Genomic DNA, 13,724 nt, shown 5'->3' with positions numbered 1-13,724 from the left:
AAAATGCCCCGCAGCTTACTGGTCTCGGGTCAGGCGAAGATTACCGTCGGAGGGAAGCAGCACGCGGTACACCTGACGCTCGCCAGCGCCCAGCGTCAGATTCTGCGAGGTGGAAATGTTCGGGCAGAGACCACCGCCCGTTTCCAGTTTGAGGAAGTAGGCTCCCGGAACAACATGAAGCGTGGCTGCCTCGCCCTGCCTGATTGCCATCACCTTCTCGTTGTTGAGAGAGATGTCATGCGAGCAACCGGAGCCAAAGTAACCTTTGTCACGGCTGATATAGATCGTCGCCGAGCGCTCAGCAGACTTCTGCAAGTACTGCGGCAGGTAGACCCGCTCGGAAGGGATCGGTTTGGCCTGGGCCTCCGTCACTGGCACCGTGGAGCATCCGGCCAGCGAGAAAAGAGCGGCTGCAAAGGTCAGCGCTACGACGTTCCTCATCCATTTCCCCAGATCGTTTTCCCGGAGTTTACTTGAGAGTCCAGCGGATCAGAGGGCGGGAAGCACGGGTTCACCGCCCTCATCCTGTCCGTGGCAATGCGCCGGCAAGTCAAGGGACAAGACAGCGCTCTACCTGCAGCGACAGTGCTTCGCAGGCGTCGAACAGACCATCGACCAGCGCTGCCGACGGATAGGAGCCCGGATCGTCGTTCTCCCGGGCTATGTGTGCGGCGTGCAACATGGCGGTGAGCGCGGTGATGCCCGAGGCACTGCGGGTGGCCAAGGCCAAGTCGAAAGCGCGACCGGGCGTGAGGCGGTTTTCGGACCACGGTGTGCCGTCCGCACGATGGCCTTTGCCGTGGCCTTGCAGGAACGTGAAGAACGCAGAGGGAGGCGCGGACTCGGCTGCATCGCTGAGTGCGTCTTCCATCTTTTCGGCGAGAGCATTGGGAAGATCGCGCACGGCATCGCCGAACAGCGCGTGCAGACGAGGATAGTCGGGAAGCAGGTCAAGCATGGTGGCAACCTCGCAGTATGGCCACCTGCAGATGCAAGGTGGCGGACGGTGCGGGTTGGCGTGCCGGATACGTACCGCTAAAGCCGGCGGATCGAGAGATCCCCACGCACCGTCCGCCATGGACTGGCCGACGGTGCATTGTCGTGATTGCAGTTGTGGCTGCAAGCACGACCGGTAGCGGTACGTAAGTTCGGGACGCCAATCCCGGCCAGGGCGGGTGCCTTGGCGGAGCCATGATTCGCGCGCCGTCCGGCGCTGAAAAGAGGCAGAAACAGCATTGCGTGCAGCCTGCGACAGCCAGGGCCTTCTGCGTGCTGGAGCCGTGACGAAGAGCACGCACCGGAGCAGCCGACCGTCGCCCGCGGCATGGCCGATCACGACGATCGAATTACCCAAAGCGCCGCCATCATGCAGATCACGACCCGCCTACAGGTTCGACGCGTTCCGCCACAGACTGCTACGGGCGCGCATGGGGCATGGCCACGGTCACTACTGCCCCATCATGATGGGCGCCTTGCATTCACTGCGGAAGTTCGCCGCCTTGCGGTCCAGCGCTACGCGCAGTTGCGGAACCCGCGCCATCTTGCCGCGCATCGCTGACACGGGCAGCGCGCCCGCAAACTCGGACTGGGTCACTCCCAGCGGATCGGGACCACGACGGATGTTCCAGACAAGGGCGTCCAGGTTCGTGCCAAATGCCAGCACCGTGTCCAGCGACAACAACGCTCGTCCATACAGGCTTCCATCCTGCAGGCGCGTCCAGTCCATGGTGTTGGTCAGGCTGGTGGAGTGAACCGAGAACCGTCTGGCCGGATCGGCGAAGCGGTACAGATGAATCCACGTATGCCCCGGGTCTTTCAGTGGCTGGCCGATCTCCTTTGCATTGAACCGGAACTCCATGCCCACAACCACGTCGCGCTCGGGAACGGTCTTCTGACGGGTCGCATCACGCGGCCAGTGGTAGATCAGATTCCAACTGAACGAGGCACCGGTGCCGAAAGAGACCTGCTTCGATGTCCATTGATAGGTGTCGCGCGATTCCGTAGCCCCGGTGGCTCCATCCACATAGCGCAGGGCGTCCCAGGTCCCGTCAGCCTCTTCCGACCAGAGACCACACGCCAATGATTGGACGGCTGCTTGCGCAGCGGCGGGCAGTGCTGCGGCCAACAGCGCGACGGCCAACACACGGATTCGGCGCGGGAAATGCTGCATCAGCTTCGACATGGGAATCCTTCCTGGATTGCAACCATTGAACGACGGCGAGCTCGGGTTGCGGGCCCCATGGTAACCCGGTGCAAGCCTGCGTTCGCCCAGACGGAGGCGGTACAAGCCGCAAGCGACACCAAGCCCGCTTATCATTGGCTCGTAAGGGCACTTTACGCCCATTGACGTATGCAAGGCAGTTTCAGGATGTCTATGGAATGGCGCCCCTCGGGCTGGGGCCAGCGTTTGACCCGTTCAGCACACTGGTTGCTGCGGCTGGAAGGCGAATACATCGAGATTCGCATGGGTGGCAAGCACTACCGCCAGCACGTTGACGATGATGCGCGCGTGCGGATCATTCCAGGCCTGTTCTGGGCCCGGGTCGAGCTGCAGACTGAAGACCATCACACGGTGTCCGTCGATGGCCTGCCCAACCGCCAAGCATCCCAGCTTTCGGCCGCCGTGCAGCAGGTCCTGTTTACCTGCACGACCCGCGGTCGCAAAGCGCTCTTTGCAGACATCCTCGCGCAGATCTACTGCTGGCTGGCCGAGGCAGACGCCCTGACCGACCGCGCCAGCGCCGACCGCCGATGGATCACCCACGAACAGCAGCAAGCACTGCTGGCCGAGCGCCCCGCCCTGCCCCTGCAGCCGTCCGAGCTGCAGCAGCTGTTCCTCGACGACGCCGTACACGAAGACCTGCACGCGCACAGCCACCGTGCCGCGCTGGACGCCCTGCGCGACTGGGAACTGGATTGGCCATCCGTCTGGGCCGAGGCCAACGCGTCCATGGCAACGCGCGAGCTGGTGCTGGCCAGGAACTTCCTGCAACGGGTGGAGAGCAAGCCGCTTACCGAAGAACAAGCCCGCGCGGTCATCTGTTTCGACAACCGCGTGCAGGTGGTCGCCTCAGCCGGCTCCGGCAAGACCTCCACTATGGTGGCCAAGGCTGCTTACGCTATCGACCGTGGCTTTGTGGCCCCCGAGCGCATCGTGATGCTGGCCTTCAACAAGGATGCCGCCAAAGAGCTGGAAGATCGGGCACAGCGATCCTTCGAGCGGCTAGGCATGGGCGATACCGTGGTGGAGGCGCGCACTTTCCATGCACTTGGCCTGTCCATCATCGCCAAGGCGACGGGGCGCAAGCCCGATATTCCCGAATGGGCCGTCGAAGCAACGCTGGGGTTCAACAAGCTGGCCGAGCTGGTAGACGACCTGAAGGACCGTTCGACCCACTTCCGCACCCAGTGGGACATGTTCCGGCTGGTGTTCGGGCGCGATCTGCCGCCACTGGGCGCGCAGATGCTGGCCGATGGCTACAACCGAGATGGCACCCCCTACATCCGCACCCTGCAGGGCGAACGGGTGAAGAGCCTGGAAGAGTGCGTGATTGCCGATTGGCTGTTCTACAACGGCGTGGCCTACAACTACGAGCGGCGCTACGAATTCGATACCGCCACCGATACCCATCGTCAATATCGCCCGGACTTCTATTATCCGGACGCCAAGCTGTATCACGAGCACTTCGCGCTGGATGCCGACGGCCAGCCGCCGAAGCATTTCGACAACTACGCCGATGGCGTGCGCTGGAAACGCGAGCAGCATGCCGCACGCGGTACCGCGCTGGTCGAGACCACCTCGTTCGGGCTACGCAGTGGCGAGGCCCTGCACCACCTATCGGAACGGCTGGGCGAATCACGCATCGAACTGGACCCCAACCCGGACCGCGAACTGCCCGATACCGGCGCCAAGCCCATGCCCGATGCCGATCTGATCGGGCTGATGCGCACTTTCATTGCACACGCCAAGAGCAACTGCCTGAGCCTGGAAGACATGGCCGAGCGTCTGCGGCAGATGCCCGAGGATCAGTTCAAGGAACGTTACCGGCGCTTCCTTGAAATCGCGGGGCCTGTGTTCCAGGCGTGGGATGACGCGCTGGCGGACGAACGCAGCATCGACTTCGAAGACATGTTGAACATGGCCGCCGGGCTGCTGGAACAGGGCCACTATGAATCGCCCTACGAGCTGGTGATGGCCGACGAATTCCAGGACGCCTCGCGCGCCCGCGCCCGCTTGTGCCGCGCTCTGGTCAACCGCCCGGGCCGCTATCTGTTTGCCGTGGGCGACGACTGGCAGTCGATCAACCGCTTCGCCGGCGCCGATGTTTCAGTGATGACCGGTTTCCGCGAATGGGTGGGGCACGGGCAAGTGCTGAAACTGGAGCAGACGTTCCGCTGCCCACAGGCACTGTGTGATGTTTCCAGCCGCTTCATCAGCCGCAATCCGGCGCAGATCGCCAAAGAAGTTCGTTCTGCTACGCCGGCAATGGGCCCGGTGCTGCAGGCGTTCCAGACGAACCGGCGTGAGGAGCTGCAGGATGGTGTTCGCCAGTACCTTGCCAAGCTGCACCAGCAGCTCTTGTCAGGTGCGGTTCCGCAGGGACGCGACGGGCGCGTTAGCGTTTTTGTTCTGGGGCGCTACCGCGCGGATCGCGGTGTAGTGCCTTCGGATTGGAAGACGACCTTCGGCAGCACGATGGATGTCGAGTTCCTCACAGCACATCGATCGAAGGGGCGCGAGGCGGACTACGTGATCCTGCCGGGCATGATCAATCGCAGCTTCCCGAGCCTACGCTCGGATGACCCGGTGCTTTCGCTGGCAATGCCGGATGGTGATACCTATCCACTGAGCGAAGAACGACGGTTGTTCTATGTCGCGCTGACGCGTGCACGACGGTCGGTTGCGATGTTCACTCTGCAGGGGAAGCACTCACCGTTCCTGGACGAGCTGGTGGCGGAAGGGGTTGTGGAGGTGTCCGGGATTTCAGGCGCGGCCATCAATGAGGAGCGCTGCCCGGTGTGCAAGTTGGGCGTGTTTGTGGAGCGGAATGGGCCGCACGGGGCGTTCCGGTCGTGCTCTAGTTATCCGTTGTGCCATAACAAACCGAAGGATGGGCGACGCTACTAAGAATCTTCATGGCAACAGCCTTTGGAAAAGCGCGGACGCCCTGCTTCAATTCTCCATGGAACGCATGGGCGGATCAGACGCCGTCACAGCCAGCACCGGCCTTGGCCAGTCCGGCGACTTCACGCAGCGATTTCTGGATGTCCGCGACTGAACTGCAGATGTTCTCAGGCGCCACGTCGAAGCTCACACCGCCAGCCCGTCGCTTGAAGGCAGAAAATTCGGACAGGCATTGCCCTGCCAGACGCTTGGCATCCAGCTTCGCCGCAGCCTGAACGATTGAATATCCCTGCGCGGCGACGTAGCACTTGTAGTCCTCAGAAAATGCTCCGTCCATGCGAAAACGTGTCAATCCTGCAAGGTGCCGGGGCGCGGCTGGACTTCTACTGCCGCCGATCAAGGCAAGACCCAGCTCGGCACCATCAGCCCCTGCACAGGCATAGGGGACCTGGGAGCACAGTGACATGCTTCCAGAACTCTTGTGTACGGCCAAGGAGGCGAGAATGGAGTGCTCGGCCATTTCCATGTCTGCTTCAAGTTTCTCTGCCAGCGGCCGGGCTGATGCTGGAGATGCGAAGGAAGCACAGAGCACAAGGCACGAGATGAGTGCAGCGATCTTCATTGGCCTACCAGAAGCGAGGAAGAGCCCACAGAGTACTCCCTGGTTCAATGCGGATCTGCGAGAGAAGAAGACTCGCGGGAACTTTTGGTTGCGGCACCGCCATCGCTGAGCGCGCGGGGCGAAGCCTACCGAGGCATCAAGAGTACTTCCTGAAGCAGTTGGCCTTGTCACTCTTGGCCTGTCACCGCAGCCGGGCCCGGGGCCCGCTTACGAAGCTTCTTACAGGTAGATTGCGCCATTCGGTGGAATATTCGCCACCTCTTGTCACATCTACCGCAGATGCGTATCAGCACGGCGCCCCCTACTTTTCGGCGCCGAAGCAGTGCGCCGATGATGGCCTCGGCCTGGCACCCGTTTTGGCCAGAAATGACGCCGCTTTCCGATATTGAGTCCACCCTCTGGGATGCTGCATGCATGCGTCATGCTCTGCGTGGCGGACTCAGGTCCAGAACAATATGTGTGGAGTACAGTGATGCACATGAGATCGATCCTGTTTACGGCCATCCTGGCGGCGACTGCCACTGCCACTGCCACTGCCACTGCCTGCTCGGGACAACCTTCCACAAGCCGGAGCGCAGCATCATCGGCGGCAGAAGGACCTGCGTCGTCGCCCAGTCAATCGGGCCAAACCCCGGCCGAGAACACGCCGCAACGCTCAATTGCCGGCAGTCCATCGGGCTTCAAGGCGAATGCAGTTGCACAGCGGATATGCACCGGAGACTGCAATGAAGCCGCCCCCCCTTGCAAGCAGGATCACAAGAAGAAGCTGAGTGGCTGATCCGCCACAAGTATCCTTCACAAGCTGAGCTCGAGCACCTGCGTTCAGAGTCGCTCGACGTACTGCAACTGAAGGCGTCTGCGGGTGACACCACTGCAGCCGCGGTACTGGGGAAACGGCCTGCTTTAGAAGGGATTCGCAGGCGACCAAGTACCTGATCCACGCCCTCAAGGTTAGGCGTATTGCAGGCCATGGGTGTCCATTCAAGAGCACCCAGTCTGCCGGAGTTGAATGACACGAGCAGGTGCGAAAGTGCCATCGAGATCGAGATTCTGCCTGGGCCCTGCCCGCGGCATCCCCGCCATAAAAAAAGTCCCTTCAAAGACAGGGGCCTTTCATGGTTCTGGCGGGCCATGCGGGATAGCGATGAGAACTATATCTACTCCATAGCCCTCTATAACCCTCCAAAATAAGCCTAGCGTGATGGTCTTTGGGTCAACGCGGGGCATAGACATTGCTCAGCGTTCCCTCTGTGTTCTGATCCCAGGATCACACAGGAGTCCTGATTGGAGCGATCACGATGCGCCGCGTTCAACAGCCGATGGAGCAGCAGCAACGGAGCAAGAACACCACGCTCATCGTTCTCGCCGCGTTCAAGCGGGGCGAGGACGGCGACCTGAGGCCAGCATTCGAAGCGCAGCAGATGCCGAGCAAGGATGATGCCGTCGCCCGGGCAAAGCTGATGTCGCGGGGCTATGCCGGCGTCATCGCATGGAAGATGCCGGCCAACCCGGACGAGGGCGAATTCGGCGAGCCCGAAGTGCTATGGCAGCACGGCTAAGTGCCCGGTCTGGAATAGAGCCCTACCGCTGGAAGTAGCTGTCGCCGCCTTGGAGCCATTCCTTCGAAACACACTTCCCGGCAATCCTGTCGATGAATGCCTTGGTCGCCGCACCTGTTGCCTTTGACGCATCGCCGGTCACTCGCCCGCCAAAGATTTGAAGCAAGCCGCGTTCGTAGAGATGGTCGCAGCCGAACACGCAGAGCGGCATGACGATATGCGGGTCGAGACGTTCGCGCTCGTTGCAGAGGGATCGCTTCTTCTTGTGCGCCGTGACGAGGGAGGCAACGTCGTGCTCCTCACCGCAGATGGCGCAGAGGTGCGTCTTGCGGCCTTCGAAGAGGTATTTGGACAGGATCGATTGTTCGCGGCGGTGCGTGCTCTGCACGTCGGCATCCGTGCTGCCGATTGCGCCGATTCTCTGGAGGCGCGCCGCGAAGCGGGAATAGCGGTCGTCGTCGGTGAGCGCGTCGTCCACGGGCTGGCGCTCCAACGGCCGGGGTCGGCCAACGAGGCTGTAGACGAACTGCTTGCGTCCGGCGGACCGGTCGACGTTCACCAACGCGTTCGCGCCGATCGTCTTCGTGAACAGAGGGATGCCGTATCCGAGCGACACAAGATGCGCGCGTACCGTGACGAAATCGGACGGGCCGTTCTCGTCGAGGAAGTCGACGATGTCGGTCTCGATATCTGTCAGTTCGGTGGTCTCGCCCTCGAATCTGGCCATGCGCTTGCCGCACTGGAAGAATTTTGAGCCGCGGATGTATTGCTCGATGGCTGCTTGGTCCGGATAGGACAGGTTTGTCGAACGACGGCGCAGCGCATTGGCGAGTGTCGCTGCGAGGCGGGAGATCTCGACCTTGTCGAAGACGGAGAAGACCTTCTCGGACATGTTGACGAGGACGTTCTCGCGATCCTCGAAGCAGTAGCGCGTGATGCCGCCCGATTCGCCGACCCAAGCCTCGGGATGGAGGCGGATGACTGCAAGCAGCGTCTTGAGCTCGACATCGATTTGCGAGAGATGCGCGACGTCCGCCAAGCCGACGAGGCCCGGGATGCGCCGCGTCTCCTTGACCGCGGCCTTGAGGAGCTTGACGCTCTCGCCGTCGAGGATCAGATAGTCCTCGACCTCGTCGAGCTTGGAACGGGTCAGGGAAGTGATGCGGCCGTCGTAGAGGCCGTACTCGGTGCACAGGCCAAGGCCCTGCATCATGTTCAGCACGCCCAGGATGTTAGCGTCCTCGTCGGCCCAGCCTTCGTCGACCAGAAGTTTCGCGAGATCGGAGGCGAACCAGATGCCGAAGGCCGAGATCCGTTCGGCGCAGGCGCGCAGCTCAGGCAGGTCCTCGGCACCGACACAATCGCGGTAGTTCGCAGCGATAATCTGACGGGTGCGTTCGCGGGTGATGCCGCCGAAATGCTGACCGGTCTCCTCGAGCGTCGGCCAGGTCGACGAGCCGAAGCCGTTGAAGAAGGCCACGACGTCGATGTTGCGGGTCTTGGTCTCGCCTTCCGGGATGGCGGAATCGAGATGGGTGAGGAGCTCCTCTTCGAGCGTAACCGTCAACGAGTGTCCCTCAAATTCATATCCACAGATTAGGCTAAGTCAGAAGCAAGTGCGGCACCATATCGTACTGAAGCCGTCCCAGCCCTAACAAGCAAAAACCCTAAGCGGTTTCTGGGCAGCACGTTCAGCTTAGCTTGACGGCATTACTTAGGATGTAGTCATCGGTAGGCAGACAAGCGACGGGTCTATGCGATCCGTTCTAGCGGAAGCCGCGTGGAATTTGTGCCGTCAGTTTGCCAACTGCCCATGTTGCTCAAGAAGCCGCATTAGGACAGCATTGGTATGCGTAAAGTTCGAGAGCTGACCCTGAAGCTGGTACGCCCACTTCTCGCCATGGAAAAGATTGTTTCGGAATCGCCAGACAATCATCATCACCGTGAGGAGCCGATCGCGCTGATCGGCGTTGCTTCCATCGAGGACCGACTGGACGATACCGGGCTGGTCTGCGGGGCGCAGATGGAGGTGCGGAAAGTGGTGCGTGAAGCCGCCGTTGACGTAATAGCGCTGCTGAAAATAGGCCAGCTCGGCGCCATATTGGTCGGCACCGAGCGTGTCCGTTCCTCAGACGGCCGCTATCGCCTCTCATTCCTAGTGCTGGAGGACGGTGTCGGCTTTTCAGGGGTATCCGTCCGAGGCGTCAATGTGATGTTCCTCGGGTCGATGAGGAGTTTCAGATCGCAGGCCGTCGCCTGATCCACTCCATATTCTTCAAGGTCGTCGACCTCTGGTCTAACATCGAGCGCTTCGAATCACGAACAGTCCATCGAGATCATCATCGCTGTAGACGCTGATGTGTCGGGCTGTAGCACAAAAACGGCGGTGATCGACGGTGCGTATTCTACTTGGTGACGTTGCGGCCATCGGAGGTGATCGGCGGCAATATTGCGCTGTAGAGGGCAATCGGCGGGGGCTGGCGGAGAGAGTGTCTGATTCTAGGGGCTTCCCTAGCTTCCGTGCGCTTCCGTGGAACCAGTCTCAGCTCTTGCGCCAGCTATCTTTCACCATCCGGACTGGTTCGCACGCCTTCGCGGGAAACCGCGTCAACTGGGCGGGTACATGGATGGGTAGGAATGGGTCTGAAGATCAATCGCTTGACGGCGAGACGGGTGGCCACGGTCACGGAGCCGGGCTACCACGCGGACGGTGGTGGCCTCTACCTACAGGTCACCGCTTCCGGGGCGAAGAGCTGGGTGTTTCGATATCGCTTTGAGGGGAGACGCCCAGAGATGGGACTTGGCCCGCTGCATGTGATCGGCCTCGCTGATGCGCGGGTGGCGGCTGACGCCGCGAGAAAGTTGATCCAGGCGGGCCAGGACCCTCTTGCCGGGAGGCGCGCCGCCGCGGTGGCCACGTCATCCATTCCGACCTTCTGGGAGGCGGCTGTCGCGTACATAGCTGAACGCCAAGCGGGTTGGACGAACCCGAAGCATGCGGGCCAGTGGATAAGCACGCTGGAGACCTACGCCAGGCCGGTGCTGGGAGACCTGCGGGTTGATCGAATCGAGACAGACCACGTTCTGGCCGTACTCAGGCCTATCTGGGCAACCAAGACGGAGACAGCCAGCCGGGTCCGGCAGCGAGTGGAAGCCGTACTAGACTCGGCCACCGTCCAGAAGAAACGAGCTGGCGACAACCCTGCTCGCTGGCGTGGGCACTTGGCCGTGATCCTTCCGAAACCCACCGCCGTCACCAAGGTCGAGAACTTCGCTGCCCTGCCGTACGCAGAACTTCCTCGCTTCATGGCAGCGTTGCGATCCCGCCACGGCGAGGCAGCGCGCGCACTTGAGTTCACGATCTACACGGCCGCCCGGACCGGAATGACCCTTGGAGCAGTGCCAAGAGAGGTGGATCTTGCCGCCGGCACGTGGACCGTTGCATGGGACAGGATGAAGGCGAAGGTGGAGCACACGGTCCCCCTGTCGCCGCCTGCAATGGCGCTTGCGCGGCAGCGTATGGGCCGTCCCTTGTTGTTCCCTAACGATCTGACGGCCGAGCCACTAAGCGAAAACGCGATGCTGGCGGTCCTGAAGCGAATGGGATTCGGACACGTCACCGTTCACGGCTTCAGGTCCACTTTCAAGGATTGGGCGAGTGAAACCACTGATTTTCCTGATGATCTATCCGAGGCTGCCCTGGCTCATCAGATCAGGGACAAGGCTAAGGCCGCCTACAAAAGAGGCACTATGTTGGCCAAGCGCAGATCACTCATGGACGAGTGGGCGAAGTTCGCCAATGGCGGCAGGGAATGACACGATTGTTAAGATCGGGTATAGATTGCTCTATCGCGCCACTTGGCGCCTTGGAGACGACGTTGTGGCTCTTGAAACTGGAAGGATCCTTGTTCGTTCGATTGAGTTCGGCCAGCCTCCCTTTAGAAAGCTGGGGGCGATGAAGATCGAGTTCGCAGATCGGGTAACTCTTATTGCTGGCCACAACGGAATCGGCAAGTCGACAATTCTGGGGCTACTAACAAATACATTTGGCCTAACCGGATCAGAGCACAAGACTTACTTCGGCGAAAGCTACTTCAAGAACATTGAGAGAATAGTTTTCATTGCAAAGGAGGAAGCTGTAGGTTCCAAGGCCAACCCAAAGTCCAATCCGATTGTCTCGGCAAAGCTCGGCGATATTACTATCCGCAAACGCTGCAGTGTTATTGAGCGCAAGCAATGGAATCGCGCTCGAGTGGTGCCACGCACAGTGGATCCGGATCCGAACGACCCGGTTGGCCACTCGGCCAAGATACCGTTGCCCACGATTTATCTCGGCATGCGTCGCCTTGCATCGATAGGCGAGTCTGGTGACATTGATTTGGCCAGCTCGCTGCTGAGCATGGAGGATGCGGACCGAAAGGTCATTGTGGAGTTTGTGAAGTCTGTCATTCTTGGAATATCCGTAAATGACCAGGTCACTCAAACACCCGTGAAAGCAAATGGCGTTGTTTCTGTTCAACCTGGCTTTGACGCCCACGGGGCAATGGCGATCTCGGTCGGACAGGATAGCCTTGGTAGCATCGCCACTGCATTCGCCTCCTTCAGCAAGCTGCAACGTGAGCTTGGTGAATCCTACCCTGGCGGCCTGCTCGTAATCGATGAAATTGATGTCGGCTTCCACCCGCATGCGCTTGAGCGCTTGGCCAAAGCGATTACAAAATATGCGCGAAAGTTCGATGTGCAGGTTGTTGCCACGACTCATTCCCCAGCGCTGATCGAATGTATACACCCGTCGGGAGGCGGAAATGCAAAATCTCCCGATTCGGTAGTCTATTTGCTCGACACGAACACTCCTCGCATCGCCGAGGATCAGTCACTTAAATCGATTCTTCAGGACATGTCATTGAGGCAGGACATCCCTGTCCCGACGGTGAAGCCCAAGCTGGGCGTCTATTTTGAAGACGAAGAAGGTCGGCAGCTTTTCGACGAACTGTTCGGAAGAGGAAAGAAAATATCTATTTCCAAGCGTGCGGGCGTTTCCATTCAGCCAATAGCACTAGGTGTTGGAGGTTCGAACCTACTTCAGCTCCCTGATCACGATCCCATCTTCCGAGATCGAATCCTAGTCGTCGATGCTGACACTACTGTCCCAAAGAAGTCCAAGGATCGAGGCAACACCGCAAAGTTGCCTTGTCCCCCCGGCGCGCAAGGGACGGACCGGTCTCCAGAGAACATGATCATCAACTTTGTAAGGCAGCTGATGGACGCCAACACTGGCCCATATTACAATCTGATGTTGCGCATCAAGGTCTCCAATCCGTCAAGCGATAAAATCAGAGCAGAGTTCTTTTCGGAGGATGTCAAGCTGGGCGACAGAGTTTCAACCAAAAAATGGTGGAACAAGCATTGGCCGACACTCAAGTCTTGGAAGATCATCGACCTCTGGATGGAGCACCATTCCGCTCAAGTTTCCGCCTTCGTGAGCGAGTTTGAATCGGCGGTTATCCGCACAGCGACTCGCCTTCAATAGCCTCCCAAGGGTCTATGTACTCGAACAAGCTATACACACCGCTAAGGTATCCTGGGGGCAAAGCGAGATTCGCCCCTCTGGTGACCGAGATCATTCAGAAGAATGGCCTCAACGGCGGCCATTATCTGGAGCCCTACGCGGGAGGTGCGGGGCTGGCCTTAATCCTACTTATGGATAAGGTCGTGGAGCACATCCATATTAACGACCTCGATCCGGCGGTCGCGTCATTTTGGCGTGCGGCTACAGACGGCAGTGATCGCTTGATCAATCTCGTCTCGACCGCTGAAGTGACAATGGATGCTTGGCACCACTGGCGATCCGTGATGCAGGGTAAAACGCCTGCTTCAGCGCTGGAGCGCGGGTTCGCCACGCTTTTTATGAACAGGACGAATCGGTCAGGCATCCTCAAGGGTGGCGTAATCGGGGGAAAGCTTCAAGCAGGAGCCTACAAGCTCGATGCTCGCTTCATGCGCGAAAAAATTTGTAGCCGGCTTCAGCTGATTAGGGACAACAGTAAGTTCATTCACGTCTATGAAGAGGATGCGATCAGTCTTCTTAAGAGATGCAATACTCTTGTACCAGCCAAATCCCTTGTTTATTTGGATCCACCATATTACGTAAAGGGCGCAGGGCTTTATCGAAACTCCTACAAGCACGAAGATCACACGGAAATCGCAGATTTTCTCCAGTCGGGAGAACTTGGCCTACCGTGGATTACGTCTTATGACAATGCAGCGGAAATTCGGGAAATGTACGCTGCCGAGAACAGCGTCACTTATGGTTTGAACTACACCGCCCAGCGCCGATATGTCGGCGACGAGGTCATGTTCTTTAGCAGCGAACTTTCGCACGTGCCGTCTGGCTAATCACGCCGACGGCGAGGCCGCG

General features: G+C 59.8%; 11 protein-coding genes. 6 read left to right on the top strand and 5 right to left on the bottom strand.

Annotated features, from left to right (window positions below; translation table 11 throughout):
- Window positions 1-15: 15 nt before the first annotated feature.
- The 3 genes from M2299_RS03080 to M2299_RS03070 form a co-directional block, all read right to left on the bottom strand.
- Window positions 16-441, bottom strand: a complete 426-nt coding sequence (locus M2299_RS03080) for a hypothetical protein (RefSeq protein WP_025878744.1) — start codon at window positions 439-441, stop codon at window positions 16-18.
- 109 nt (window positions 442-550) lie between these two features.
- A complete protein-coding gene (locus M2299_RS03075; protein ID WP_280883846.1) occupies window positions 551-958 on the bottom strand; it encodes a hypothetical protein in 408 nt (135 codons plus the stop codon).
- 489 nt (window positions 959-1,447) lie between these two features.
- The gene (locus M2299_RS03070) at window positions 1,448-2,182 is read right to left on the bottom strand and encodes a hypothetical protein (RefSeq protein WP_280883845.1); all 735 of its coding nucleotides are present in this window, start codon (window positions 2,180-2,182) and stop codon (window positions 1,448-1,450) included.
- Window positions 2,183-2,374: 192 nt separating this feature from the next.
- Between M2299_RS03070 and M2299_RS03065 the strand changes: the two genes are divergently transcribed.
- Window positions 2,375-5,128 (top strand): UvrD-helicase domain-containing protein, encoded by a 2,754-nt coding sequence (locus tag M2299_RS03065; protein ID WP_280883909.1) that lies wholly within the window; start codon window positions 2,375-2,377, stop codon window positions 5,126-5,128.
- 73 nt (window positions 5,129-5,201) lie between these two features.
- On the opposite strand, the gene M2299_RS03060 is transcribed toward M2299_RS03065, so the two are convergent.
- The gene (locus M2299_RS03060; RefSeq protein ID WP_108723611.1) at window positions 5,202-5,747 is read right to left on the bottom strand and encodes an Imm57 family immunity protein; all 546 of its coding nucleotides are present in this window, start codon (window positions 5,745-5,747) and stop codon (window positions 5,202-5,204) included.
- Between the two features lie 1,298 nt (window positions 5,748-7,045).
- Here M2299_RS03060 and M2299_RS03055 point away from each other — a divergent pair.
- Window positions 7,046-7,306: a hypothetical protein gene (locus M2299_RS03055; RefSeq protein ID WP_202908367.1), complete on the top strand. Its 261-nt coding sequence runs from the start codon at window positions 7,046-7,048 to the stop codon at window positions 7,304-7,306.
- A gap of 22 nt (window positions 7,307-7,328) precedes the next feature.
- Here M2299_RS03055 and M2299_RS03050 read toward each other — a convergent pair whose 3' ends face one another.
- Window positions 7,329-8,873, bottom strand: coding sequence for a hypothetical protein (locus M2299_RS03050; RefSeq protein ID WP_280883844.1), 1,545 nt, complete (start codon window positions 8,871-8,873; stop codon window positions 7,329-7,331).
- A 282-nt stretch (window positions 8,874-9,155) separates the two neighbouring features.
- On the opposite strand from M2299_RS03050, the gene M2299_RS03045 reads away from it, so the two are divergent.
- The 4 genes from M2299_RS03045 to M2299_RS03030 all read left to right on the top strand — a co-directional run bounded on the left by M2299_RS03045 (window position 9,156) and on the right by M2299_RS03030 (window position 13,702).
- Complete coding sequence (locus tag M2299_RS03045) at window positions 9,156-9,566, top strand: hypothetical protein (RefSeq protein WP_162292033.1); 411 nt, start codon at window positions 9,156-9,158, stop codon at window positions 9,564-9,566.
- Window positions 9,567-9,943: 377 nt separating this feature from the next.
- Window positions 9,944-11,122, top strand: a complete 1,179-nt coding sequence (locus M2299_RS03040; RefSeq protein ID WP_280883843.1) for a site-specific integrase — start codon at window positions 9,944-9,946, stop codon at window positions 11,120-11,122.
- A gap of 139 nt (window positions 11,123-11,261) precedes the next feature.
- On the top strand, window positions 11,262-12,836 hold the full coding sequence (locus M2299_RS03035; protein ID WP_345782452.1) for an AAA family ATPase: 1,575 nt from the start codon (window positions 11,262-11,264) through the stop codon (window positions 12,834-12,836).
- Window positions 12,837-12,850: 14 nt separating this feature from the next.
- Window positions 12,851-13,702: a DNA adenine methylase gene (locus M2299_RS03030; RefSeq protein WP_280883841.1), complete on the top strand. Its 852-nt coding sequence runs from the start codon at window positions 12,851-12,853 to the stop codon at window positions 13,700-13,702.
- Window positions 13,703-13,724: the final 22 nt, after the last annotated feature.

The organism is Stenotrophomonas sp. 1278 (assembly GCF_029892765.1).
GTDB lineage: Bacteria > Pseudomonadota > Gammaproteobacteria > Xanthomonadales > Xanthomonadaceae > Stenotrophomonas > Stenotrophomonas indicatrix.
The sequence above is the reverse complement of the archived record's forward strand: the minus strand, read 5'-3'. Positions and strand labels throughout refer to the sequence as shown.